The organism is Agaribacter flavus, assembly GCF_042646125.1.
GTDB classification, from domain to species: Bacteria; Pseudomonadota; Gammaproteobacteria; order Enterobacterales; family Alteromonadaceae; genus Glaciecola; species Glaciecola flavus.
Genome location: NZ_JBHRSW010000029.1, coordinates 1 through 23,514, shown reverse-complemented (window position 1 = coordinate 23,514; position 23,514 = coordinate 1). Strand labels below are relative to the sequence as shown.

Annotated in this window: 27 protein-coding genes; 15 read left to right on the top strand and 12 right to left on the bottom strand. The window is 43.0% G+C overall.

Annotated features, from left to right (window positions below):
- Positions 1 to 50: 50 nt before the first annotated feature.
- Together ACFOHL_RS13145 and ACFOHL_RS13140 are read left to right on the top strand one after the other, a co-directional pair.
- Complete coding sequence (locus ACFOHL_RS13145) at positions 51 to 2,498, top strand: M1 family metallopeptidase (RefSeq protein ID WP_376920693.1); 2,448 nt, start codon at positions 51 to 53, stop codon at positions 2,496 to 2,498.
- 2 nt (positions 2,499 to 2,500) lie between these two features.
- Positions 2,501 to 3,106, top strand: a complete 606-nt coding sequence (locus ACFOHL_RS13140; protein WP_376920692.1) for a DUF6702 family protein — start codon at positions 2,501 to 2,503, stop codon at positions 3,104 to 3,106.
- Here the strand turns inward: ACFOHL_RS13140 and ACFOHL_RS13135 are convergent.
- Both ACFOHL_RS13135 and ACFOHL_RS13130 read right to left on the bottom strand, forming a co-directional pair.
- The gene (locus ACFOHL_RS13135) at positions 3,103 to 4,860 is read right to left on the bottom strand and encodes a protein kinase domain-containing protein (protein ID WP_376920691.1); all 1,758 of its coding nucleotides are present in this window, start codon (positions 4,858 to 4,860) and stop codon (positions 3,103 to 3,105) included. The two genes, ACFOHL_RS13140 and ACFOHL_RS13135, sit on opposite strands and share 4 nt — an antisense overlap.
- Before the next feature lie 53 nt (positions 4,861 to 4,913).
- The gene (locus tag ACFOHL_RS13130; protein WP_376920690.1) at positions 4,914 to 6,383 is read right to left on the bottom strand and encodes a NarK family nitrate/nitrite MFS transporter; all 1,470 of its coding nucleotides are present in this window, start codon (positions 6,381 to 6,383) and stop codon (positions 4,914 to 4,916) included.
- 455 nt (positions 6,384 to 6,838) lie between these two features.
- On the opposite strand from ACFOHL_RS13130, the gene ACFOHL_RS13125 reads away from it, so the two are divergent.
- Together ACFOHL_RS13125 and ACFOHL_RS13120 are read left to right on the top strand one after the other, a co-directional pair.
- Complete coding sequence (locus ACFOHL_RS13125; protein WP_376920689.1) at positions 6,839 to 8,143, top strand: ABC1 kinase family protein; 1,305 nt, start codon at positions 6,839 to 6,841, stop codon at positions 8,141 to 8,143.
- Positions 8,144 to 8,208: 65 nt separating this feature from the next.
- Positions 8,209 to 9,252: a mechanosensitive ion channel family protein gene (locus tag ACFOHL_RS13120; RefSeq protein WP_376920688.1), complete on the top strand. Its 1,044-nt coding sequence runs from the start codon at positions 8,209 to 8,211 to the stop codon at positions 9,250 to 9,252.
- A 7-nt stretch (positions 9,253 to 9,259) separates the two neighbouring features.
- Here ACFOHL_RS13120 and ACFOHL_RS13115 read toward each other — a convergent pair whose 3' ends face one another.
- On the bottom strand, positions 9,260 to 9,565 hold the full coding sequence (locus tag ACFOHL_RS13115; protein WP_376920687.1) for a DUF6482 family protein: 306 nt from the start codon (positions 9,563 to 9,565) through the stop codon (positions 9,260 to 9,262).
- Between the two features lie 200 nt (positions 9,566 to 9,765).
- Here ACFOHL_RS13115 and ACFOHL_RS13110 point away from each other — a divergent pair, with 200 nt between their 5' ends.
- Genes ACFOHL_RS13110 through ACFOHL_RS13095 form a run of 4 tightly spaced genes read left to right on the top strand, consistent with a single transcriptional unit; the run spans position 9,766 to position 13,376 of the window.
- Complete coding sequence (locus ACFOHL_RS13110) at positions 9,766 to 10,656, top strand: DUF3014 domain-containing protein (protein WP_376920686.1); 891 nt, start codon at positions 9,766 to 9,768, stop codon at positions 10,654 to 10,656.
- 41 nt (positions 10,657 to 10,697) lie between these two features.
- Positions 10,698 to 12,008 carry a metal-dependent hydrolase family protein gene (locus ACFOHL_RS13105; protein WP_376920685.1) on the top strand — a complete coding sequence of 437 codons (1,311 nt, stop codon included), beginning with the start codon at positions 10,698 to 10,700 and terminating at the stop codon, positions 12,006 to 12,008.
- 43 nt (positions 12,009 to 12,051) lie between these two features.
- Entirely contained in the window at positions 12,052 to 12,612 is a 561-nt protein-coding gene (locus ACFOHL_RS13100) for a YqaA family protein (protein ID WP_376920928.1), read from the top strand.
- A gap of 11 nt (positions 12,613 to 12,623) precedes the next feature.
- Complete coding sequence (locus ACFOHL_RS13095) at positions 12,624 to 13,376, top strand: class I SAM-dependent methyltransferase (RefSeq protein ID WP_376920684.1); 753 nt, start codon at positions 12,624 to 12,626, stop codon at positions 13,374 to 13,376.
- 78 nt (positions 13,377 to 13,454) lie between these two features.
- Here the strand turns inward: ACFOHL_RS13095 and tusA are convergent, their stop codons facing one another.
- Genes tusA through rph form a run of 3 tightly spaced genes read right to left on the bottom strand, consistent with a single transcriptional unit; the run spans position 13,455 to position 15,131 of the window.
- Positions 13,455 to 13,697: a sulfurtransferase TusA gene (gene tusA / locus ACFOHL_RS13090; protein ID WP_376920927.1), complete on the bottom strand. Its 243-nt coding sequence runs from the start codon at positions 13,695 to 13,697 to the stop codon at positions 13,455 to 13,457.
- A gap of 29 nt (positions 13,698 to 13,726) precedes the next feature.
- On the bottom strand, positions 13,727 to 14,368 hold the full coding sequence (gene pyrE, locus ACFOHL_RS13085) for an orotate phosphoribosyltransferase (protein ID WP_376920683.1): 642 nt from the start codon (positions 14,366 to 14,368) through the stop codon (positions 13,727 to 13,729).
- A 49-nt stretch (positions 14,369 to 14,417) separates the two neighbouring features.
- Positions 14,418 to 15,131 (bottom strand): ribonuclease PH, encoded by a 714-nt coding sequence (gene rph / locus ACFOHL_RS13080; RefSeq protein WP_376920682.1) that lies wholly within the window; start codon positions 15,129 to 15,131, stop codon positions 14,418 to 14,420.
- 150 nt (positions 15,132 to 15,281) lie between these two features.
- Between rph and ACFOHL_RS13075 the strand changes: the two genes are divergently transcribed.
- A complete protein-coding gene (locus ACFOHL_RS13075) occupies positions 15,282 to 16,145 on the top strand; it encodes a YicC/YloC family endoribonuclease (RefSeq protein WP_376920681.1) in 864 nt (287 codons plus the stop codon).
- Positions 16,146 to 16,549: 404 nt separating this feature from the next.
- On the opposite strand, the gene ACFOHL_RS13070 is transcribed toward ACFOHL_RS13075, so the two are convergent.
- Positions 16,550 to 17,899, bottom strand: coding sequence for a type II toxin-antitoxin system HipA family toxin (locus tag ACFOHL_RS13070; protein WP_376920680.1), 1,350 nt, complete (start codon positions 17,897 to 17,899; stop codon positions 16,550 to 16,552).
- Positions 17,889 to 18,179: a helix-turn-helix domain-containing protein gene (locus ACFOHL_RS13065; protein WP_376920679.1), complete on the bottom strand. Its 291-nt coding sequence runs from the start codon at positions 18,177 to 18,179 to the stop codon at positions 17,889 to 17,891. Before ACFOHL_RS13065 ends, ACFOHL_RS13070 begins: the two co-directional genes overlap by 11 nt.
- A gap of 477 nt (positions 18,180 to 18,656) precedes the next feature.
- Between ACFOHL_RS13065 and ACFOHL_RS13060 the strand changes: the two genes are divergently transcribed.
- Both ACFOHL_RS13060 and ACFOHL_RS13055 read left to right on the top strand, forming a co-directional pair.
- Positions 18,657 to 18,932: a hypothetical protein gene (locus tag ACFOHL_RS13060; RefSeq protein WP_376920678.1), complete on the top strand. Its 276-nt coding sequence runs from the start codon at positions 18,657 to 18,659 to the stop codon at positions 18,930 to 18,932.
- A 209-nt stretch (positions 18,933 to 19,141) separates the two neighbouring features.
- Positions 19,142 to 20,116: a HipA domain-containing protein gene (locus ACFOHL_RS13055; RefSeq protein ID WP_376920677.1), complete on the top strand. Its 975-nt coding sequence runs from the start codon at positions 19,142 to 19,144 to the stop codon at positions 20,114 to 20,116.
- Between the two features lie 176 nt (positions 20,117 to 20,292).
- Here ACFOHL_RS13055 and ACFOHL_RS13050 read toward each other — a convergent pair whose 3' ends face one another.
- The gene (locus tag ACFOHL_RS13050; protein WP_376920676.1) at positions 20,293 to 20,526 is read right to left on the bottom strand and encodes a hypothetical protein; all 234 of its coding nucleotides are present in this window, start codon (positions 20,524 to 20,526) and stop codon (positions 20,293 to 20,295) included.
- Between the two features lie 173 nt (positions 20,527 to 20,699).
- On the opposite strand from ACFOHL_RS13050, the gene ACFOHL_RS13045 reads away from it, so the two are divergent.
- Entirely contained in the window at positions 20,700 to 20,939 is a 240-nt protein-coding gene (locus ACFOHL_RS13045; protein WP_376920675.1) for a type II toxin-antitoxin system ParD family antitoxin, read from the top strand.
- A complete protein-coding gene (locus tag ACFOHL_RS13040; RefSeq protein WP_376920674.1) occupies positions 20,939 to 21,241 on the top strand; it encodes a type II toxin-antitoxin system RelE/ParE family toxin in 303 nt (100 codons plus the stop codon). The genes ACFOHL_RS13045 and ACFOHL_RS13040 overlap by 1 nt, the downstream gene beginning before the upstream one ends.
- Before the next feature lie 99 nt (positions 21,242 to 21,340).
- Here the strand turns inward: ACFOHL_RS13040 and ACFOHL_RS13035 are convergent, their stop codons facing one another.
- The 3 genes from ACFOHL_RS13035 to ACFOHL_RS13025 form a co-directional block, all read right to left on the bottom strand.
- Complete coding sequence (locus ACFOHL_RS13035) at positions 21,341 to 21,613, bottom strand: TMEM165/GDT1 family protein (RefSeq protein WP_376920673.1); 273 nt, start codon at positions 21,611 to 21,613, stop codon at positions 21,341 to 21,343.
- Positions 21,614 to 21,765: 152 nt separating this feature from the next.
- Entirely contained in the window at positions 21,766 to 22,023 is a 258-nt protein-coding gene (locus tag ACFOHL_RS13030) for a hypothetical protein (protein WP_376920672.1), read from the bottom strand.
- Positions 22,024 to 22,094: 71 nt separating this feature from the next.
- The gene (locus tag ACFOHL_RS13025; RefSeq protein ID WP_376920671.1) at positions 22,095 to 22,622 is read right to left on the bottom strand and encodes a hypothetical protein; all 528 of its coding nucleotides are present in this window, start codon (positions 22,620 to 22,622) and stop codon (positions 22,095 to 22,097) included.
- A 141-nt stretch (positions 22,623 to 22,763) separates the two neighbouring features.
- Here ACFOHL_RS13025 and ACFOHL_RS13020 point away from each other — a divergent pair, with 141 nt between their 5' ends.
- Complete coding sequence (locus ACFOHL_RS13020) at positions 22,764 to 22,958, top strand: type II toxin-antitoxin system VapB family antitoxin (protein WP_376920670.1); 195 nt, start codon at positions 22,764 to 22,766, stop codon at positions 22,956 to 22,958.
- A complete protein-coding gene (gene vapC, locus ACFOHL_RS13015; RefSeq protein WP_376920669.1) occupies positions 22,955 to 23,356 on the top strand; it encodes a type II toxin-antitoxin system VapC family toxin in 402 nt (133 codons plus the stop codon). Before ACFOHL_RS13020 ends, vapC begins: the two co-directional genes overlap by 4 nt.
- Positions 23,357 to 23,514: the final 158 nt, after the last annotated feature.

Genomic DNA, 23,514 nt, shown 5'->3' with positions numbered 1-23,514 from the left:
AGAGAGGTGAGCGCAAAGACTCGCCACCAACGACAGATAAGGGAAATTCAATGTTTTTTAAATCCACTAGGCTCTTGTCACTGAGCCTTTTGTTGCTTGCAGCAACAAGTGCTCATTCGGCCATCAACCAAACCAAAGGTAATTTCGAAGATAAGTTTCGGCAACTAGATGAAGTGTTACCAACACCGAATGTCTATCGAAACGCTGCCGGTGAACCCGGACACATGTATTGGCAGCAAAAAGTAGACTATGTCATTGATGTAAAACTTGATGAAGAAAAACGCCGTTTAGAGGCATCTCAAGCTATCACCTACACAAACAATTCACCCGATACCTTAAAATATCTGTGGGTTCAGCTTGATCAAAATAAATTCAAAAATGACTCGATGTCAGCATTGACAACAACCTTTGGCGGTATTGGCAACCGCGGACCGTCTACCCAGTCAGCATCGGGGGATACGCCTGCAAAAATCAGCTTAGCAGCCTTGCGACGTCAGCATTTTGTCGAAGACACAGAATTAGGCTACGAGATCACACGTGTGCAAACGAGCAAGGGCACTGATCTTGAATACGTCATTGTGGGAACGCTTATGCGTATTGATTTACCCACGCCATTAAAACCCAAAGCAAGCACGTCTTTTGAAATAGATTTTGCTTTTAATATTGTTGAAGAAGATGCGGTATCCGCCCGTGCCGGTTATGAGCACTTTCCTGACGATGAAAGAGACGGCGGAAACGATATATTCTTGCTTGCCCAATGGTTTCCTCGCTTGGCCGCTTATACCGACTATGAGGCATGGACAAATAAAGAGTTTATTGGACGCGGAGAGTTTACCCTAGAATTCGGTGATTACGAGGTCAACATTACGGTTCCTGCAGATCACATTGTATCGTCTACTGGTGTGTTAACCAATCCAAAAGATGTACTGACTAAGAAGCAAAGAAACCGCCTTAAAAAAGCCGAAACAGCAGAACGCCCAGTGTTTATCGTTACAGAGGAAGAAGCCATCGAGAACGAGAAAAAAGGCACCACAAAAACAAAAACTTGGCAGTTTTCTGCTGAAAATGTTCGAGATTTTGCCTGGGCAAGTTCACGTAAATTTATGTGGGATGCCAGAGGTTATCAACAAGGTGGAGATGAGATGCCTTTGGTTATGGCGATGTCATTTTATCCAAAAGAAGGTGGAGATCTCTGGAAAAAATATTCGACGGAATCTGTCATCCACACCATGGAAGTATATTCACGCTTTTCTTTTGACTACCCCTATCCAACGGCACAATCGGTAAACGGTCCAGTTGGTGGCATGGAATATCCGATGATCACCTTCAACGGTCCACGCACAGAGTTGCGCGATGACGGATCGCGTACATATTCTTTGGCTGAAAAACGTTTCTTGATTGGTGTCGTCATCCACGAAATTGGGCATATTTACTTTCCAATGATCGTAAACTCTGACGAACGTCAGTGGACTTGGATGGACGAGGGTTTAAACAGCTTTCTAGACGGCGTGGCTGGCCGAGAGTGGGATCCTATGATCCCTTGGGGCGTTGAACCTCGTGACATTACTGACTATATGGCCTCAAGCACCCAAGTACCCATTATGACGCAATCTGATTCTGTACTGCGTCTCGGTCCAAATGCTTACACCAAGCCAGCTGCCGCACTAAATATATTGCGTGAGACAATTTTGGGGCGTGAGCTTTTTGATTTTGCGTTTAGAGAATATGCGTTGCGCTGGAAATACAAACGTCCGACCCCTGCTGACTTTTTTAGAACGATGGAAGAAGCCTCTGGTGTCGATTTAGATTGGTTTTGGCGTGGCTGGTTTTATTCTACCGACCATGTTGATATTTCTTTAGACCGCGTATACAAGCTAAGACTTGACACTGAAGACCCCGATATCGACTTTGCCCGTGAACGACAAGCCGAGCTAGATAAGCCCTTGTCGCTGACTGATGAAAGAAACAAAGCCGAAGGCATTACGCTATGGGTGGACAAAAACAAAGACATCAAAGACTTTTATGACGATAACGATATTTTTACGGTGACCAATAAAGAGCGCAATAGTTACCAGTCTTACCTAAAAGACCTCAAACCTTGGGAACGCACCGCGTTAGAACGAGCTGTAAAAGAGGATAAAAACTATTACGTTATGGATTTTTCTAACTTAGGTGGTTTGGTCATGCCTATAATCGTAGAGATGCATTTTGAGGACGACAGCACTGAGCTTGTCAGGATCCCTGCGGAAATTTGGCGCAGAACACCCAATAAAGTTAGTAAGCTTTTTGTGACTGATAAAAACAAAGTGCTGAAAAGCGTAGTTGTTGACCCTCGCTGGGAAACCGCAGACGTGGACGTTGACAACAATCATTACCCGCGAAAAATCATCGAGTCACGCATAGAGAGCTACAAACGAAGCGCGAGTAAAGCTAAAGTCCGCCGTGACATCATGCACGATATTAAGACTGAATTAAAAACTGAAGAGGACAAAGACTAAATATGTCTTTGTTTCTCACTTTTTTTACTAATCAAAAAGTTAAGCCCACCGTAAGCATTTTTTTTACGGTGGGGGAAAGCGCTAGTAGTCACTCACTAACCAAGCGCAGCTTCGTGCTATTTCTTACCTTTGTATTGTTGCTGGCTTTTGGCGCATCGCCAGCTATCGCTCACCAAGTAAAAGCGGCTATTTCTCGTGTCGAACTCAACCCTCGAACAGACAAATTAGAAATCATGCATCGTTTTGATTTGCACGATGCGGAACATGCAGTACAAGAATTGTTTGACAACACTGCAGATATTCACAAGCGCGAAGAAACACAAAAAATGTTTGCCGAATATGTAGTTGAGCGCTTCGGTATTTACCACGCTGACGATACGCAAGTAGCGTTGAAGTTGGTTGGCTTTGAAGTAGAAGGTAAGCACTTTTGGGTGTATCAAGAAGCGGACAAACCCGACACACTCGGCGGCTTGCAGATTGTTCACAATGCACTTCGCGATATTTGGCATGCGCAAACTAATACCGTCAATGTGAAATTTGATGCAACAATTAATACCCTGACTTTCACTGAAAACACAGAAGTATTGAATATCGATTTCTCACACTAAGATGAGTAAAACAATTGAAAGAGGTTTAACAGAAAGAATATTAACGCTGTTAGTTTCCACACCAGAGTGGGGTTTTTCTCAATCAAGGGCTGCTCGTGCACACTTGCTTCCAGCCCTTGGTTAGGTTTTGTTAAGTCGCTTACGAATTCAGAAAACGCCAAGTATCGATAGCGAGGATTGGGCTGCAATGCCTTTTTCAGACAGCCTTCAACCCAAAAAGGTAAGTCCTTGCGATACCGTAAAGCTGATCGATATTCCAAGTCTGAGTATCTTGCGAGTTTAATGTCGCGTGTAGACATTTCTTTAAAAGGCAAGTGTCCGGTAATCATCTCATAAACAATCACACCCAAAGAAAATAAATCTGACTGAAAGCTGCCGCGTTCTCCGCGTAAATATTCAGGAGCAACATAGTTGACGGAGCCTTGCGGCACAGATTTGTCGAGTGGGGAATTCATTTCTTCTACCCCAGCAATTTTAACTGTTCCAAAATCGAGGATCTTTACTCTGCCGTCTTGGTTTATCATGATATTTTCTGGTTTTAAATCCTGATGAACCATATCAGCACGCTGAAAAGCACGTAATCCTGCTACTATTTGTTTGGTTAAATCACGTACTTTTTCAAGCGGTGGATTAGGATTGTCGTTCATCCACTCACGCAAGTTCTTACCCTGAATAAATTCACCAAGGTAATACAAAAACTTGGGTGGTTGTCGTGGCTTGTAGGTTTTCATGACGTGAGGGTTTTCGATTTTTTGCCCTACCCACTCTTCGCGAATGAATCCATCTAGATAGAGCGTATCTTCCCGAAAATTGAGAGAGGGTGCTTTGAGTACAAACTTTTCTTGTGTATAGATGTCTTTGACCAAATACATGTGGCTGCGCGTACCGCTAAAAATGACATCAAGTACTTCATAGTCATCAATTTTGTTACCTTCTGACAGCACCGGTGGAATGGCAAGTTGCAAAATACGCTGGTGACTCTCATCAATCGTTTCACTAGGTAAATCATCGACACTCACGATTAATGCCGTGAGATTGTCGTCACTACCATTGTCCAAGGCGGTGTCTACTAATTGATGGGCAATGGTTTCTGCAGTGAGTCCTTCTCTTGATCCGCTATCAGTATGATCTATCTGATTAACGTGAAGCAACAACTCCCTTAATTGCAAGTACGGTATATGTTCGTGCACACCATCAGTGGTCAATAAAACGAGGTCACCTTTTTTGACAATGCGGCTGGTGTAGTCAACTTCTAGCTTTCTATCAGCACCCATAGCCCTAGCTAAAAATTGATTTCCTCCTGCCACTCTTACATGATCAGTCGTCAATAATTCTAACTCGCCGTCTTGCAAGAGATACACACGGGAGTCGCCCACGTGAAATACGTGCAAGGTATTCGACTTAATTACCACGGCCGAAAAGGTGCACAGTTTACTGTCCTGTTCTCGTCCTTTTTGACTATTTTCTTTATGTAGCCAATTATTTAAGGCTGTGAGCACTCTAGATACTGAATTTGGCACACTCCAGCTTTGCGGTGTGCTGAAGTAATCTTGAATAAAACTTGTCACACTGGCTTGACTGGCTTCGTGCGAATCAATACAACTACTCACGCCATCAGCAATAGCGGCAGCGCCTCCCTTGAAGTTCCGTTCACTACTTTCAGGCAAGTGGGCGGCAAAAGCGTCTTGATTCACACTTTTTTGCCCAGCGGTAGATGCACCACCAAATGTCAGCGCGAGTGTCGATTTAGTCATAACAAACCCGTTGCAGAGCCAAGCAAGCAGCTTGACTCTGCAATTTTCATGTATTAGCTAACTTTAATTAACTCTACTGTACCATCTTCGTTGACTTCTGCCATGTGTCCTTCTGGTTCACGCAACAAGAATAAGGTTACAAAGCCTAAGGCCGCTGTTGCCGCTATCACCAAGAAAAACGTCGAGTAATCAACCATCGACAAAACAGTTAAATAGAATACCGCGCCGACATTGCCATATGCACCTGTCATACCGGCAATTTGTCCTGTTAATCGACGTTTGATCAGAGGCACAACGGCGAAGACCGCGCCTTCTCCAGATTGCACAAAGAAGGAGCAAAGCATTGCCGCAGCCACTGCAAGATAAAGTGGCCAAGCATTATCGATAAGCGACATTAAGGTATAACCGACGGCTAAACCTGCAGTCAAAATGAGCAAGGTCTTTTTTCGGCCAAATTTATCACTAATAAACCCTCCCGCAGGGCGAGACATTAAGTTCATAAATGCATACGCCGAGGCAAGTAAGCCCGCATAGACCATATCAAGTTCAAAAGTTTCAGAGAAGAAAAGCGGCAGCATAGATACAACCGCAAGCTCAGAGCCAAAAGTGGCGAAGTACAAGACATTCAACACGGCTACTTGTTTAAATTGGTAGCGCTCTAATTCTGGCACTGGCTTGATGAATATCTCTCTGTTTACATTGTAAGCACTGTAACAATCGTAAACAAAAATTACGCCTAAACCCGCATAAATAGCTACTGCAGCAAAGTCTGAGAGGATGGCAACGCCCGCTGGTGACAACTTCCATGTCAACAAAGACAAGGCAGCGTACATCGGAATTTTCATTACCAACATGAAAACAAAATCACCTTTGCTGGTCACTTCCATACCGCCGATTTTTTTTGGCTTAAAGTATGTCGAGCTTTTTGGTGTGTCAGATACATTTTTGTACCAGATAAAACTAAACACCAAACTCATGGCGCCAGTAATACCCACAGCATAACGCCATCCATCTTCTCCACCAAAGACCAACGCAATAGTCGGGAGTAACATGGCACCTGCAGCGGAGCCGAAATTTCCCCAACCGCCGTATATACCTTCAGCCGTGCCCAGCTCGTTGGAAGGGAACCATTCGCTGACCATCCGAATCCCGATCACAAAACCAGCGCCAATAAAGCCCAGTAAAAAGCGAGAGATTGCAGCAGTAGCAAAGTCACTGGATAGAGCAAACATAAAACACGGGATACTGGCTATAAATAGTAATGCGGCATAGGTGACTCTTGGCCCGAACTTGTCCGTCAGCATACCGATAACGATACGAGCAGGAATCGTTAAAGCAACGTTGAGAATAAGTAAGGTTTTTACCTCAGCCGGTGTTAAACCTAATGATGCGGCAATTGATGCCAGTAGTGGTGCATGGTTGAACCATACAAAAAATGTAATAAAAAATGCAATCCAGCTCATGTGAAGAATCTTCATCTTGCCAGTAAATGACAAGAGATTCAGTTTACCGCTTTCACTCATAGATAGTGCCTCAATGTTGATGTTGTGTGTTTGCAAAAAAAAAGCGTCCGTCTTACCTAGCAGAATTGCTGGTAACAAACGAACGCCTTTGTTCTTATTGAATACTACTTATTTTGGTGAATCCACTGACCGCGAAGCGCACCATTAATGTGCCAACTGCACCAAGATAAGTATTAAACAGTAGTAAATTTACAAAACCAAGCCCAATATTAGCTGGGCTTTTCATTTTGGTGCAGCTTAGGCATTTTTTATGCCACACACAAGAGGGTGGTTGCATCTTTTTTGTGCTGTCTCTTTATTTCGCAAAATAGCATTCACTGTTATGTAGCTCAGTGTGTATCGTCGACCTCTCATGCTTTGTGACTCATTTGTGTCGCGTTGCTACAAAAGAACTTTCTTGTGCTGTATAACTATGAACTGTTTATGGTCAATAACACAAAGTGGTCAGCAAATAAGTGAAACGCAGTAGTAAGGTACCCAGTACAAGACTTGGTCGTTTAGGAAAACTTGGCGGATTAGCAGCAAAAATAACAGCCTCCGTCGTGACCAGCTCTGCACAACAAATAATTAAAGCTCAACGCCCGAGCCTTCAAAAAACTCTTTTAACCACATCGAACGCTCAATCAATCACCCAGCACTTGGCTCAGATGCGAGGTGCGGCAATGAAAGTTGGGCAAATGCTTTCAATGGACGCGGGCGAGTTTTTGCCCAAAGAGTGGGAACCAATTTTAGCGAGGCTTCGGCAAGGCGCTGACTCTATGCCAAAGGCACAACTACTGTTTATGCTAAACACTTATTGGGGTAGAGATTGGCAGTCTCAGTTTACCTATTTTTCTTTTGAGCCAATGGCTAGTGCATCAATAGGGCAAGTACACCGCGCTACGTTAAAAAACGGTAGAGAACTGGCTATCAAAGTGCAATACCCAGGCATTGCTGAGAGTATTGACAGTGATATCGATAACGTAGGTAAGCTACTAAAACTCAGCGGGCTCCTCCCGCCGCAGTTTGATATATGCAAACTCTTGAATGAAGCAAAAGCTCAACTTAAAAGAGAAGCCGACTACACAATAGAGCGCGACTATCTCACAAAATACAAATCTCTCATCGGGAAAGATAGCACGTTTGTTGTGCCAGATATCGAACCCCAGTTATGCAATCAACATATACTGGCAATGGAATATATTGATGGCATCGGCTTAGAAAAATTGGCGGAACAGTCTCAAGCCGATATTGATAGTTGCATGCAATCACTCGTTTCTCTCACACTTAGAGAACTATTTGATTTTGGCTTTATGCAAAGTGACCCTAACTTTGCAAATTTCTTACTACTGCCACACACAAAACAAATCGCTTTGTTAGACTTTGGTGCATGTTGCGAGTTGTCTTCAAAAACACAGGCTACATATAAACAAATGGCAACTGGCATGCAAATGCAAGATGCCTCGCAGATAAGAGCATCGCTCATGACGCTTGGTCTGCTGCAAGAGGACATGCCAGAAAACATCATTCAAACGGTCGTCGACGCATCACTAATGGCCAGTGAATGCTTGCAAGTTAATAGCTACCACTTAAAAAACAGCCGACTGATCCAGCGCCTTTACCAGCGTACTCAATCTCTTATTCGGAATAATCAAGCGGTGGCATCGCCCGATTTTGATACTGCCTTGGTAAACAGAAAAATCAGTGGCATGATATTACTGGCAAACAAACTCGGGGCGAATCTTCAGCTTAGGCCGTGTCTTGCCCCTTATTTGAAATAGATCTGTTTATGCCTTGATGGGTCAATATTGTCTTAACCACATGCGGTGAGGAATAAAGGATACACATGCGAGATTTTAGTCAACTAGCTATCGATACCGGATTGGCACTTATTCCTTTTATCTTCACCTTGGTATGCAGTGTATTTGCACTTGTACTGAGTCACAAACTGCTATTTAGGGACAAAAGTTTAAATGCGTCAGCTAAATTTCCGCGGCAACTTAGCTTGGCTCTGGTATATTTTGTCGCCATCATCGCCCTAATCATCTCGCTTCCTGTAGAAAAAGAAACTAAAAATCAGGTATTGGGACTACTGGGTATTTTGCTTTCGGGTGTCATTGCTTTTTCATCCACTGCTTTAGTCTCGAATATTATGTCTGGTTTAGTGATGCGTATCACTAAACCTTTTCGCACAGGCGACTTTATAAGAGTCGGCGATTTTTTTGGTCGCGTCACTGAACGCAGTATTTTTGACACTGAAATACAAACAGAACAACGTGAACTCATTGCCTTTACCAATAGCTATTTGTTAACTCAACCACTACAGGTCGTCCGCAGCTCTGGCACAATCATATCGGCAAATTTATCACTCGGCTATGACCTGCACCATAGCAAGATAGAAAAGCTCTTAGTCAGTGCCGCAGAAAACGCGGGATTGAAAGAGCCATTTATGCAAATTATTGAATTAGGCGATTTTTCGATAAGCTATCGTATTTCAGGCTTGCTGGAAGAAGTAAAAAGCCTGATTTCTGCACGCTCTCGCTTACTCGCCCAAGTGCTCGATACATTGCATAATGCAAATATCGAAATCGTATCACCCGGGTTCATAAACCAACGTAGAATGGATGACAAACCGCCAGTAATCGCGAAACCACCATATGTACATAAAATCGATAACGCAAACGAAGCAAACCCAGAAGATTTAATTTTTGATAAAGCGGAAGCCGCAGAAAAGCAAGAATTTGTCGAACAAACTCTAAGCGAACAAATCAAGTATTTGCAGACCCAAGTCAAACAAGCTGATCAGGTACACAAAGAACGGTTTCAAAAACAACTCGAAATAAAGTTGTTAAAATTAGAAAAGCTCAAACAGGATAAAAAGACTCAGTAAACAGCCTCTAATAAGGTAGCGACATGCTAAAAGGCAACGCCATTGATACACTTGCTTTTTGCGGGTTCCCAATCATCTCGTCGTAAGGCGTATCGTGCACCATGTATGACGATAAAACCTTGCAGTGTTCGAAAACATGGCGAATTTGTTGGCTTGAATAAAATCGTTTGGGTGAATCGTTTTCATACACAAAGCCTTCTTTGCCATCGACACATAGTTTTACTAAATACACATTCATCTCGAAGGAATGCACCTCTAGTCGATCAATATCCGTAGTAAGTGAGGGAATTTTTGATAAGTGAAACTTCGTCAACAACAACTCCGTAGGCAACACAGCCGTTAAAAATTGTAGTACTAGTTACCGACGGTATTCAATAATGGATCGCTGTATATGATCTTGTAATTCATATTATTTTTATTGACGAAGGAATCTATTGAAATTTGTGGAGTCGATATTAGGGATACTGTAGAGTGTTTCAGCAATGACCTAGTAGTCACTTTGGAGAGTTAGGAATGTCAGAGCAACCAAGTCAATTAGCACAAATGAAACCGCACCTAATTGCTGCTGGTATTTTGGCCGCAATATTAGTGGTCGTGTTATTATGGCCTAAGCCCGAACAGCCAGCTGTGACAGCCTCCACCCCAAATATAGAGATAGAGACAACACAAGAACCTCAAGAAATTGTAGAACCAGAAAGTACAAACACTGAGCCTACGGAAACATTTGATCCCCTTCCATCCACACAAGAAGTGGTGATTGGTGAGCAGACACAAAATGAGCCTACAATTGCACCTCCCGTCATCGAAGAGGAGCTCCCAGAGCCCAAAACGCAAATTGACGTTAGTGATACTGAGGTAAAATCACGTTTGGCGCAAACGACCCGTTTACCAGCTTTTGCGCGCTTGTTAGTTAGTGAGGCATTGATTCAGAAATTTGTGATCAATGTCAGTAATTTAGCCCGTGCTGAAGCCTCCCCAAAAGACGCGCTTGTTGTGCCGCCTAAACAGGCTTTTAGAGTCTATTCTCAAGCCAACAGAAAATGGATTGATCCCGCTAGTTTCCAGCGTTATTCACCCTATATTGACGTATTAGAAAGTATGGACATCAATAAATTACTGGCGCTATTTGAAACCTACCGGCCAGTGATAGAAGAGCGATATGCAGAAATATCGAGACCGGGAGCAAGCTTTGATGATGCACTTATTGATGCCATCGACACATTGCTCGATACACCACAGGTACCAGTGCCTATCGAAGTGTATACAGATAGTGTAATGTATAAGTTTAAAGATGAACAACTAGAATCGCTAAGTGCGCCACAAAAACAATTAATGCGTATGGGCCCAGATAATATGCGCAGGCTTAAAGCGGTATTACGTGATATCAAAGCCAAGTTGCAGTAAAACCAAGTATCGTACTTTGATTTAAAGAGACAAAAACAAATATGAAGTTATCAAGCAAAGCTATCATTGCCAGTTCACTCACATTATTGAGCATTAACATATTGTGGAGTTCGCAAGCCTTCGCTGCCACATACGTGCATGTTGGCAAGCTCATTACCGGTGCCGATACAAAAGTACACGAAAACAAAACCCTAGTTATCGACGCAAACAAAATCCTTGATATTCAAGATGGTCTGCAAAAGGGTAGTGAATCTGATTCCTTCATTGACCTTTCTGCTTACACCTTACTGCCGGGGCTCATGGATATGCACGTACACCTATCCTCACAGAATGAAGGGAGCGCAAGTTACCTCAAACGATTCACGCAAAACGAAGCAGATTTTGCGATACAAGCCGTTAACTATGCTGAAAAAACACTGATGTCTGGCTTTACCACCGTGCGAAATTTGGGCGACTCATACAATGAAACCGTTGCCCTGCGCAATGCAATCAACAAAGGCATAGTCAGTGGGCCTCGCATATACACTTCGGCGAAATCTATCGCGACGACAGGTGGTCATGCCGATCCTACTAACGGCATGCAAAAAGCCTTAATGGGCTCGCCTACGCCAAGAGACGGCGTGATAAATGGCGTTGCTGAAGCGAGACAAGCCGTCCGGCAACGCTATAAAGACGGAGCAGACTTAATTAAAATCACTGCTACAGGAGGTGTGCTGTCGGTTGCGAAAAGTGGGCAAAACCCGCAATTCATGACAGATGAATTAGAAGCAATCGTACAAACAGCACACGACTATGGCATGACAGTCGCGGTGCATGCCCACGGCAAAGAAGGAATGAAACGCGCTATCTTGGCTGGCGTCGATAGTATTGAGCATGGCACATATATGGATAAAGAAATCATAAAGCTAATGCGTAAACATGACGTGTACTATGTCCCCACTATCTTGGCCGGAAATTTTGTCGCGGAAAAAGCCAAAATTGACGGTTTTTTTCCTGCCATAGTGCGCCCGAAAGCAGCAGCCATTGGTCCTTTAATCCAAAAAACTTTTGCAAAAGCGCATGAAAATGGGGTGTTAATTGCGTTTGGTACCGACTCTGGTGTGTCTGCCCATGGTGACAACGGCAAAGAGTTTTCGCTTATGGTAGAAGCCGGTATGTCAGAAATGGACGCCATACTATCCGCCACGATAAACGCAGCTAAGCTACTCAAGATTCAAGACATACTAGGCACCTTGGAAGCAGGCAAACTTGCGGACATGGTAGCTGTGAAAGGTAATCCAATTGACGATATCACACTACTTCAAAACATTGATTTCGTAATGAAGGACGGCAAAGTCTACAAACAGCCATAGGGATTTGATAGACATCGTGTCAATTAAAACGCGAGCCAAAAAAATGATCGCCTCCAAGCACATGCTCACGAGCATTGGCGTGGCATCATTTTTGGAGTCAACTATTGTTCCTATCCCTTTAGAAGCGCTGCTCATTCCTTTGATGCAGGCGCGCCGAGAGAAACTCTGGTTAATTGCCGCAGTCACCACCTTAGGTTGTGTGTTGGGCGCACTTTTAGGCTACGCCGTCGGCTATTTTTTATTTGATGCCTTGCGTGATTTTATATTCACCGAACTCACCACCGAAGCCCAGTTTTCTAAATTTCAGGCAATGATGAAACAAGATGGGTTTTGGTTTATTTTTTCTACTGGGGTCACACCTATTCCACTACAAATTGCGATGTTAACCGCAGGTGTCACCGCTTATTCATTGTTTTTTTATATGCTTGCAGTAACAACTAGTCGGTGTATTCGCTACTTTGGCCTCGCTCTTTTGATCAAATGTTTTGGCAATCAAACCGAAAATATTATTAGAAAGTATAAATGGCGAGCAGTGAGTATCGGCATCTTGATAATTGCAGCGATCATTACGCTGAAGTACACCTTATTTGACACAACCCTTTAACGGAGACACAGATGAACAGACTAATACGGATGAGTATATTTAGCGGCTTGCTTTTTAGTTCAGGATTGGGCTTTGCTGATGTAGCCGAAAAATTAAAAGTAGCCATGGCGTCAGATGTGCGCACACAAGCTGAAATAGAGCGTGATAGAAATAGAAAGCCAGCGCAAACACTTGAGTTTTTTGGCTTAGAGGACGACATGACCGTTATTGAGCTGATCCCCGGTGGTGGCTGGTATACCAAATTGCTGGTGCCTGTATTGGCAGAAAAAGGTAACTACTTTGCCGCAATTGGTACCTCCAGAATCGAAAGCAATGTGTCGACCTTACCCGGCTTTGAGAGAATGAAAATTGTCGCCAAAGAGGCAGAATTATGGAGAGAAGAGGGCTCACGCTTTTATTCTCTCAAATTAGATAGCCTCGGCGTCGAGAATGCAGACATGGTGCTGACTTTTAGAAACTACCACAATTTCGGTGATCAAGGCCGTGCCGCCATGAACAAAGCTGCCTTTGAGGCACTAAAACCGGGTGGTATTTATGGTGTCATTGACCATACAGCAAGACACATGGAGCCCATGACTCCCAGCAACCGAAGACGCTTTGACCCAGTAAAAGCGATAAAAGAAATCCAAGATGCGGGTTTTGTGCTCGTAGACTATTCTTCACTGCATTATCGCGAAGACGATGAATTAGAGTACGAAGTAGGTGCAAGAAGTGTCACAGGCAATACCGACAGATGGACACTCAAATTTAAGAAGCCTGAATAATAAAATCTACAAATAACACTAATGCTCAACAAGCAAAGAGTGATGCACTATCAGCCTCACTCTTTTTCATTTAGTTGCTTACAAGCCTTTTTTAATCAAATATTTGTAAGGGAGCGTATGCGTATCACTCGCCAACAACTGATGCTCCATAAAGCGGCAAAAGCTTGGAATATCTCTGGTGGTGGCAGGATCATCCGCGGTAATACACAAAGTTTCCCCCTCCTGCATTTTTCGCACTTCTAAGCGTATCATCATTACCGGCTCTGGACAGCGCAAACCTAAGGCATCCAATTGGTGATCGGCGTCGGCATAAATACTCACATCAGACACGCACATCATCCTTGCATCGATCAGATGCCAAAGCGCGCTCTATATGCATCTATCGATTCGATCGCGCCTGCTGCATCCTGATGAGTACGCAAATATTCAACTAAATCATCAAGTGTTACGATCGAAAATACCTTGGTCGAAAAATCTCGCTCCACTTCCTGAACAGCAGACAACTCACCCTGACCGCGCTCTTGTCTGTCTAGGGCGATAAGCACACCGGCCAATTGTGCATCGTTTGCCTTAATTATATCCATAGACTCACGAATGGCTGTACCCGCAGTAATGACGTCATCGACGAGTAAAACCTGACCACTCAATGGACTTCCCACCAAGTTACCACCCTCGCCATGGGTTTTGGCTTCTTTGCGGTTAAAGCAATAGGGGACATCTTCACCAAAGCTATTTGCTAAGGCTATACCAGTGGCACACGCGATTGGAATACCTTTATAGGCAGGGCCAAAGAGTACTTCGTATTCGATGCCCTCAGCTTGAATGGCAGAGGCAAAAAATCGCCCTAGCTTAGCTAGATCGCCCCCACTGTTAAACAAGCCCGCATTAAAAAAATACGGACTTACTCGGCCTGATTTAAGGGTAAATTCGCCAAAACGCAGTACTTTTCGCCTGATAGCAAATTCTATAAACTCTCTTTTGTAGTCTTGCATAGTAGGCTCTCACTCAGTTTATTTAAGGTCTGTTACCCAAGTCACTCACTTAACTCAAGGCCGTACGTTGAATATCAAATAATTCATTGATGCCTGTTTTTGCAAGTCCAAGCATTTCATTCAGTTCTTCAAACGAAAATGCCTCCCCTTCCGCTGTCCCTTGTACTTCGATAAGCTTTCCGGTGTCGGTCATGATCACATTCATGTCGGTTTCGGCTTCTGAATCTTCTACATACTCCAAGTCTGCAATAGGTGTACCTTTAAAAATGCCTACCGAAATTGCAGCAATCATGCACTTAAGCGGATTATTCTTGATGATTCCCTTGGTTCGCATGTAAGTGAGTGCATCCACTAATGCTACACAGGCTCCGGTAATTGAGGCTGTGCGCGTGCCGCCGTCGGCTTGGATCACGTCACAATCCACCGTGATTGTGTTTTCACCTAGCATTTTTAAATCTACTGCTGCTCGCAAAGACCGTGCAATCAAACGCTGAATTTCAAGTGTTCTACCCCCTTGTTTACCTCTGGCTGATTCTCTATCAGAACGGGTGTGCGTAGCACGAGGCAACATACTATACTCAGCAGTTATCCATCCTTTTCCTTGCCCTTTCATAAAACGAGGCACGCCTTCATTGACACTGGCATTACACAATACCTTGGTATTGCCAAATTCAATCAGCACAGAACCTTCTGCGTGAATAATATAATTTCGGGTAATAGTGACGGGACGTATTTGGCTCGCAGTGCGGCTGCTTGGACGCATTAAATTGGCTCCTTAGTTAATTGCCGGCAATTATAGCTAATAGCCTCCAAGTTTAAAATGAGCAAAATCAACAAAGTTCAGGTAAAATGCACGTGTTACATAGTGCGCCTATTTTGCGCCTGTCTTTAACTTGTTTATTGGAACACCATTATGATTTGTAGTATGACCGGATTTGCTCGTAGAGAACTAAAAGCTGAGTGGGGAACCGCCATCTGGGAAGTTCGGTCAGTAAACCAACGTTATCTTGAAATGTTCTTTCGTTTACCTGAGCAATTTAGAGGCTTGGAGCCAATGCTACGCGAACGTTTTCGCAAGCAGTTGCAACGAGGCAAAGTAGAATGTTCGCTGCGATTTAGCGCAAATGAAGCCAATGCAAGTGGTATTACAGTAAACGAAGCGCTAGCCTCGCAAATTCTCGGCGCTGCTCAAGCAATGGTTAACAAAGGGGCAAATGGCACAATTAATCCAATGGATGTGTTGCGCTGGCCTGGCGTCACCTCTGCTGAAGAAGCAGACATAGACGCTATTCAACAAGAAATGATGAATTGTTTTAACGAGACTTTGGAAGATTTTGTTAAATCTCGCGCCAGTGAAGGCATAAATATGGCGACCCTCATCGAACAGCGTTTAAGCGCAATATTAAACGAAATAGATCAAGTTGACGCACAAATGCCAACCATACTCGAATGGCAAAAAGAACGCATTCTAAATAAGTTCAAAGATGCCAATATTGAACTAGAAGATGGGCGCGTCGAGCAAGAAATGGTATTACTTGCACAAAAATCGGATGTTGCAGAAGAACTCGACCGACTAAAATCTCATGTAAGCGAAACACGTAAAATACTGAAAAAAGGTGGAGCAGTGGGACGCAGACTTGATTTTATGATGCAAGAATTTAATCGCGAAGCCAACACGCTTGGCTCTAAGTCAATTAACGCCGACATCACACAATCAGCAGTAGAGTTAAAAGTGTTGATAGAGCAAATGCGCGAGCAAATTCAAAACATAGAATAGGTTCCTGGGTAGAAAGTTACCCGCCCAAGAATGTCTTAAAAGCCCTGTTATTTACTTGTAAATACTCTCCAGTTTTACGCATTGTAGGCTGCGCCGACATGACGGGTTTCAATCCACTGGTCGATAAATGCCCAGATCGTGCAGCTTTCTGAGGGTACAGGTAGCTAGTTGCCCCAGTTTGTAGATAGTGCCCCAAATAATAATGTTTTGTGGGGAGGATTAGCGTGTTGCTAAGTGCCGTGAATTAAAGCTTTGCCCAAAAACCCAAGGGATGTCGTACTACTTTGAAGTTTCCTACTCAATACTCAATTTTGGTGAATAGCATGCATTGAGTGTTGATATGTCGATCTAATCGGCAGGACTTGTTCAGATCTTGGCTCTCTTTACTTCGAGAGATTGGCAATTTATAGAAAAAGCACGGCACTTTCCTGTTTGCGCTGTTCCAATGTCTTCGCAATCGCAGACATTGTTGTTTTACTTATACCTTGTTGCATCGCAAGATAAGTAAATTGGCTGATGGCTTCTGCGACTTCTTCAATGACTTGCTTTGCATCATGCCAACTCCCATAGCCAGCACTGGTAGCTAGTTTTTGCATCACCTTAAGCGGTGGCGCTTTGCCAAAACCTCCGAACGCAGTGGCGTGTTCGTTGAATGGATGTGGGCTGTAGGTAACATCGTAAAAAGGGGCAAGATCCCATTGACCGTCATCCGTTTGCAAAAACGCCCAGTTTTTACTGTGGTCGTCTTGGTTAGACGACAGCAGGTTAAAAATGGCGCGGCGAAATTGCAATTGTCCAGCAGCTGGCGATTTACACAATTGACGGCTGGCTTTAATCAAATCAATGTAATCTAAACTTGGCGTTCGAAAGTCTGCATCCAGCAGCCCGCAAGCGCTGTGCATATGCAGGCGACCTGCACTGCGCTTTCTGCCTAAGTCGGCCTGTTCAGTGACATAATCAAAACGCTTAAGCGCCAACCAGGCAGACGCTCCGCTTGCAGGTGGTGCTTCAATGAGTTGCCATAGCGGTGGTTGACACTTAGCAAGTTCTGCCATTTGTAAATAAACCGCCTCGCACAAACCTTCTTCATGGCCAAGTGCGAGATTTTTAGAGGTAAACTTAACCAGCCAAGCCTCATCTCCAAGCTGAGCGAAGGTTCGACAATGCTGAGTTTCCCCAGGCGGCATATAAATTTGTGCCTTAGGTCTTGCCCCACCCGAACTACCTCCGGCAACTAATGCGGCCAACACCTGTTGCGTATGCCCATCTAACTCATCGTGATTATCATCCATATAATCTGACATCGAAGAATCGAACAGCGTTTGTGCTTCTAAGCCTAACGTCGCTAAATCAATATCCGCGTGCGTGGTGGCTGAAAACTCAGACACCGGAGAAAAAGACAATGCTCCCATGCCTTTATCACCGACAAAGGCCAGTCTATCCATCGCCGTTAATTGATTAGGTAGGATGCCCTTTTGCCGGAAAATACGATCTTGTAACAGCATGCCCCAGCCATCGGGCAAACAATCTCCAAATACGCCATGTACACCTTGGTGCGGCGCTTTAGGAGCGACTTGAACTTGCGCGTTTGCATGCAAGGTAAAAGGTGATAAGTTGCCAAGCTGCTGCAAATAGCTGTCTGCATACTGAAAAAAAACGCCTTGCCGATTCTGCGCCAAGACCCCTACAGCAACCTGCTCACCTGAGCTTAGCGTTCGAGTAACATTAAGCTTCTGAATGGGTTTAAAACTCATCTTTTAGCACCTCATCAATACTCGTAGGTATAGCAGCGCGTTCTTTGCTAGGTTGCGTGAGCTGATAAAGCCTATCTAGCGAATCAAGGGTCTGCCATAGCAACAGCAATTGGCGAAATGAAATTTGCCCAGTTAACTCAAATTTCTTAATGGTAGCCGCAGGTACACAGCTTCGCTCAGCGAGCGCCACTCGTGACAGCTTTGCCTGCTTCCGTAACTCACGTAAATAAGCCGCATAGGCTTGGCTTACATCGGTATCATCAAGTAAGGTAAAATTCATCCGCAAAGATCAAATGGATACAGTAATATCCATTATAGCGAAATAAAACAAAAAGTGGATATTATTGTATCCATTTTTAAATAAAGTGTTGAAAAAATTACTCGATAAAGCCCTTCAAAACTGCTATTTTTCAACCCTAGCAGCAGTGTAAAAACGACACTGTTTTTCCATTGCTAACCACTAAAATTTAGTAAAAAGCGATAGGCAAGTGGTGGGCAGTTTGGTGGGCAAACAGGCATTTTTGAACGGTTTCTTTTCGGTAAGTTGTTGAGTTTGCTAGAGGCTAGGCCGCTACTCAATGAACAGATCCTGAATATCGAATAACAAGTTTTCTAGTATTTTTTGGCCTTAAAATGGCAATTTACGTGCTTTTTTGAAGACTACTCAGCATTTACCGTATTTCGCGAGCACCCCAGTAAAATCCCGCGCAGTACCTATATAGCATTGGCCCTATTACTGCTATTAGGCAATCGAAAGATGGAACTGCTTTCAGCTAAGTGGGATCAAGTCGATCTTAAGCGGCAAACCTTTAAGTTATATGCAAACATCACTAAGACCGATGCGGCGTTAGTTAACCTGAAGGAAGAAGGCGATCATCACTTCACGTTACATGACTTTAGACGTACTTTTCGTACCTTACTTTCCAAGTTGAGTGTACGCCGTGATGTGGCCGAGAAATGTATGAACCATAGCCTAAAGGGAGTCGAAAAAACCGATGATTGCTATGGATTCTTCTCTTTTCTCCATCGTTAACACTGGATAACGCTCATTCTCGTGAAGTCGCCTATAACTAACCTGAAGGAAAAGCCCGAAAACTCTTAGCGGAGCATCTCGGCGTCTCTGAAAAGAATGTTTACTCTAAAGTCCGAGCTATTGGCAATGATCTGGCAGGAGCCATTTCGTTTAAGACAAGTAAACACGGATCAGACATTTCACCAGAGGCAAATGAGCCACAATTTAGAGTGATCGAACCGGACGAGCTAACCAAGCGACTTGCCTGCAAGGAAGATATTGGCTTGTTAACATGGGATGACAAACCACGTCTAAGTGTGGCGGGCGTACAAGACAAGCTCAACGTATTCATAAATGAACGAGGACAGATAGGTTTTGGCGATGGAGCTTTATGCTCAACACATATTCTCAAGTTTGAAAAACACAACTGCCCCAACCTCGTACTCAACGAATACTTCTGTATGAAACTGTCTAAGGCCGTAGGATTGCCTACCGCAGAAGTACAATTCACGCGATTCAAAGAATACCCAGCGCTAATTGTGGAGCGTTTTGATCGTAAGTATACACCTGAACAGTCCAAAGTTTTTCGTAGACAAGTGATTGATGGCTGCCGAGCACTTAATCTGCCACGTGACTATAAATACGAGCGAAACCTAGGTGATGGCAGAGATGTACAGCATATTCGAGATGGCGCAAGCTTACCACGACTCTTTGAACTAGCAAAAACGATGGCATCACCTGTTGAGAGCCTTCAATGGCTTATCAACTGGCAGCTATTTAATTTGATGATCGGCAACTATGACAGTCACGGCAAAAACGTTTCGCTGTTTTTTGATAAACGTAATAATCGATTCACGCCAGCCTATGACTTAGTGAATGTTGCCATGTTCCCGCAGTTTAAGCATGTACTTGCTATGGCAATGGGTGATGAGTTTGACCCCAAAAGCATTAACGCATATCAGATGGCTGATTTCGCAGAAACCTGCGGGGTGAATAAAAAGCTCTTGTCTCGCCTGTTAACCGATTTGGCGGATAAAGTCATCAACACGCTAACACAACAGCAGTTCATCGAGACAATCACTCAAGAGCCGCATTTTACCGAAGATGATCGAAATTACATGGTCGGGGTGAAAGAGCATGTATTGACCAGAACACAACACTTACGCTCACAAGCACCTGAAATACCAGACATCAAAAGCGAGTAAGGTTGAGTCTGGGCGGCGGGAAAGACTTTTTTCGCTAAATCAACACCCATGATATTTTGAAACATAGACAGCTCTCCTGTATTTTGAGTTATCCACCATACTAGATAACTCTTGAGTTAGGGAACCCAATTATCTTGTTATGTGCCACCTTTACACTTGAAAATGGCACCACATTTTTAAGCCTGATGCTTCTCAATTTTTTTGCCGATGCTCAGAATGAAATTCTGCATTTGTTTATCGAAGCCCAAGGCGTACCCAATAAATAAAAACAATATCCAACCAGTCGCAACGACCTTAAAAAACGTGATGTCTTCAGTTTTTGTTTGGAACATCAATGCGGCAATGGATAAGCCGATTAAGCCAACTATGAATCTCCATATACCAGTTGCGAATCTATCTCTTTTTTTCATATAAAACCTCCTGTTTTAAATTAAGCACATAACACCTCAATAACGAGTTAGCAGATTATGGCAGGACAGTTGCGAATGCAAGTGGCATGACATAGGCTGATAATCTCTGTTAATTGACTTGTTATGTGCTTTATACCATCATTAGGTATATTTTGGTACATACGGAGTCCCACATGCCTAAAAATACTAGTATTACTCTTGGCGAGCACTTTGATGGCTTTATAGCACAACAAATACATGAAGGTAGATATTCATCTGCTAGTGAGGTGGTGAGAGCCGGTTTAAGACTTCTTGAAGATAATGAGCAGAAAATTGCAATATTAAGACATTTATTAAAAGAAGGTGAAGATAGCGGCACTGCCGAGTATAGCTATGAAAGTCTAATGCAAGAACTAGATGATGAACTTAGGTAATGGGTAAGTTTTCTCTAACTCACAAAGCTAAGGCAGACCTAAAATCAATTGCAGCATATACACAGCGAAAATGGGGGCGTAAACAACGACTTGTTTACATCAAGCAATTTGATGACATGTTTCGTATACTAGCGAACACTCCTGATACAGGTCAACAATGTGATTTTATTAAAGCGAGATATCGCAGATTTCCCTGCATAAGTCACATCGTTTTTTACCGGCTAATTTCAGAAACTGAGATTGAAATAGTTCGGATTCTACATAAACGAATGGATGTTAAATCTAAGCTAGAGAGCACATAACGCTTTGCTAAGCGCATTAATTTGAGATGGCCAATTGTTGCGCCAGCATAAAATTGTGACAGCTCAAATTAATCCGCTTGAGCATCTTGTTTGTGCTTTTTACGCACTATACAAAGTCCAAATCCCGATACCAATGAAGCCAACACCAGCAATATAATGCAGATACTTTTCATTGATGTAGTCTGAGAGAAATGAACCCGCCAATACTCCAATAGCAGATGCCACTATTAATGCAGCACTTGCAGCCAAGAAAACCGTTATTTTGCTTACCTCTTTATCAGAAGCAAATAGCATTGTAGCGAGCTGAGTCTTGTCACCAAGTTCTGCTAAAAATACCGTAGCAAAAACCGTTATAAAGATTTTCCAGTCCATTAATCCCACTTAATCAAATTGGCACATAACATTTGTTGATATCTGGCGCGCATTCAAAAGTTAAGACAACAACAAACATAGATACGCGTCCAGATTATCACTCGCTTAAGCGGTAAAAATTGCTCTTTATTTTTATCCGCTTTAAGCTTTTGTTATTTGCTGCGTTTATCAACATTTATTCTCCGTTTAACAAAATATGCCAGCGCAATTAGAACAAGTCCGCCGAGGTAGAATATAACGTTGATGTTGAAACCTTCATCCGCCGCTACTACTTTATAGTAAACGTATTCATCAGAACTATTAGTAAACTGTTCCAAGCCTCCAACCGGTAAGAAATCTCTAACAAAGTAGAAATATCCCTCCAGAATAAGCGTGACCCCTGTAGCAACTAGTAGCTTTACTTTAAGCATTAAAAATCCAAATATCGAGCGGCATCGTGCGACGCGCAGCGGCGTCACAGCGAAGCGAGTCAAACACATTGTTAGCCATCACTTTGCTCGATCTTAAATATTGATGGGTTACCAAGGTCTAATCCATTTGATATGAATCTTGCCTCAACAGTCAAGTTTAGTGGTCTTTGCATACTTGGACGATGGTCGAGCCATGGAAAAACGAAATAATGCCCTTCTTCTTTGAGTATTCCCGTTAACGGAATATTGGGGAAAATCATGTCCGGCAAATCACCTTCAATGATATGAAAATAGACGCCAAATTCTGTTAGCTCATATGTTGATGACTCTGGAACCTGTACTTTAAAAGAAATAATACCTGCATCATCGCATGAGCTATTTCCTTTGTAGGAAGCTCGTGAAATCTGTATATCTGAAATGACTGGTCTTGGTACAGGCTCCCAATAATCTCCTTCTTGGTTTTCATTTAACTGTGCAGGTCCTGGGTGCTGTTCCCATCTTTCAAGGTTTGGTTTGAATAAATCCCCTGTCATAAATGAACACGCTAAAACATCTAGAGAGGTGAAGTAAATAAATAAAATTAGGGTTACATTTTTCATATATCTCTCCGTGATGGCTAACAACTGATTAAGTGGTAAAAATTTGCTCTATAATTTTTATCCGTCTTCAATCTATTGTTATGTTTTTTAAACTGAGTCATAATGTGTATAAACTTACCACTCTTTACACATTGGTGCAACATGAGAACTAACATTGTTATCGACGATAAATTAATGGCAGACGCGCTCAGTGCAACTGGTCTACAAACCAAAAAAGAAGCTGTAGAAGAAGGCCTGAAAGCATTAATCAGATTAAGAAAGCAAGCTAAGATTCGCTCTCTTAGAGGAAAGTTAGATTGGGAAGGCGATCTTGATGATTTGAGAACCAGTGAATGATATTGGTAGACACTAGTGTTTGGATTGATTACTTTAATGGTATTGAGACACAAGAAACTAATTTGTTAGATACAGCTTTGAGTAATGATAGTGTGGCCATTGGTGATTTAATCTTATTGGAGATACTTCAAGGGTTTCGTTCTGACAAAGACTATGCAACAGCTAAAGAACACCTACAAGTATTACCTCAGTTTAGTATGCTTTCACCAGAAATAGCGATAAATGCAGCTGAAAATTATCGTGTGTTAAGAAAGCGAGGCATAACTATAAGAAAAACCGCTGACGTTATAATTGCAACATTTTGCATAAAAAAAAGTATCCCACTGCTATTTGCTGACAAAGACTTTATACCCTTTACCAAACACTTGAAACTTCAATCATTATCAACCGAAACATAACTTTCCAATAAGCGGCAAATGCTCATTGGCGATAATCGCGAAGCCGCCAATGAGTATTTGTCCCAGCGAGCAGCGCGAGCGAGTTTGATTGGCTTGATACTCATTGAGCCTCCTCCTCAGATAAATTTGAGTTTATCCTGAGATGGCAACCAAACCAA

Coding starts and splice junctions, on each gene's coding strand:
- ACFOHL_RS13145 (WP_376920693.1), top strand. CDS start 51: ATGTTTTTTAAATCCACTAGGCTCTTGTCACTGAGCCTTTTGTTGCTT.
- ACFOHL_RS13140 (WP_376920692.1), top strand. CDS start 2,501: ATGTCTTTGTTTCTCACTTTTTTTACTAATCAAAAAGTTAAGCCCACC.
- ACFOHL_RS13135 (WP_376920691.1), bottom strand. CDS start 4,860: ATGACTAAATCGACACTCGCGCTGACATTTGGTGGTGCATCTACCGCT.
- ACFOHL_RS13130 (WP_376920690.1), bottom strand. CDS start 6,383: ATGAGTGAAAGCGGTAAACTGAATCTCTTGTCATTTACTGGCAAGATG.
- ACFOHL_RS13120 (WP_376920688.1), top strand. CDS start 8,209: ATGCGAGATTTTAGTCAACTAGCTATCGATACCGGATTGGCACTTATT.
- ACFOHL_RS13110 (WP_376920686.1), top strand. CDS start 9,766: ATGTCAGAGCAACCAAGTCAATTAGCACAAATGAAACCGCACCTAATT.
- ACFOHL_RS13105 (WP_376920685.1), top strand. CDS start 10,698: ATGAAGTTATCAAGCAAAGCTATCATTGCCAGTTCACTCACATTATTG.
- ACFOHL_RS13100 (WP_376920928.1), top strand. CDS start 12,052: ATGATCGCCTCCAAGCACATGCTCACGAGCATTGGCGTGGCATCATTT.
- ACFOHL_RS13095 (WP_376920684.1), top strand. CDS start 12,624: ATGAACAGACTAATACGGATGAGTATATTTAGCGGCTTGCTTTTTAGT.
- pyrE (WP_376920683.1), bottom strand. CDS start 14,368: ATGCAAGACTACAAAAGAGAGTTTATAGAATTTGCTATCAGGCGAAAA.
- rph (WP_376920682.1), bottom strand. CDS start 15,131: ATGCGTCCAAGCAGCCGCACTGCGAGCCAAATACGTCCCGTCACTATT.
- ACFOHL_RS13075 (WP_376920681.1), top strand. CDS start 15,282: ATGATTTGTAGTATGACCGGATTTGCTCGTAGAGAACTAAAAGCTGAG.
- ACFOHL_RS13070 (WP_376920680.1), bottom strand. CDS start 17,899: ATGAGTTTTAAACCCATTCAGAAGCTTAATGTTACTCGAACGCTAAGC.
- ACFOHL_RS13065 (WP_376920679.1), bottom strand. CDS start 18,179: ATGAATTTTACCTTACTTGATGATACCGATGTAAGCCAAGCCTATGCG.
- ACFOHL_RS13060 (WP_376920678.1), top strand. CDS start 18,657: ATGGAACTGCTTTCAGCTAAGTGGGATCAAGTCGATCTTAAGCGGCAA.
- ACFOHL_RS13050 (WP_376920676.1), bottom strand. CDS start 20,526: ATGAAAAAAAGAGATAGATTCGCAACTGGTATATGGAGATTCATAGTT.
- ACFOHL_RS13045 (WP_376920675.1), top strand. CDS start 20,700: ATGCCTAAAAATACTAGTATTACTCTTGGCGAGCACTTTGATGGCTTT.
- ACFOHL_RS13040 (WP_376920674.1), top strand. CDS start 20,939: ATGGGTAAGTTTTCTCTAACTCACAAAGCTAAGGCAGACCTAAAATCA.
- ACFOHL_RS13035 (WP_376920673.1), bottom strand. CDS start 21,613: ATGGACTGGAAAATCTTTATAACGGTTTTTGCTACGGTATTTTTAGCA.
- ACFOHL_RS13030 (WP_376920672.1), bottom strand. CDS start 22,023: ATGCTTAAAGTAAAGCTACTAGTTGCTACAGGGGTCACGCTTATTCTG.
- ACFOHL_RS13025 (WP_376920671.1), bottom strand. CDS start 22,622: ATGAAAAATGTAACCCTAATTTTATTTATTTACTTCACCTCTCTAGAT.
- ACFOHL_RS13020 (WP_376920670.1), top strand. CDS start 22,764: ATGAGAACTAACATTGTTATCGACGATAAATTAATGGCAGACGCGCTC.
- vapC (WP_376920669.1), top strand. CDS start 22,955: ATGATATTGGTAGACACTAGTGTTTGGATTGATTACTTTAATGGTATT.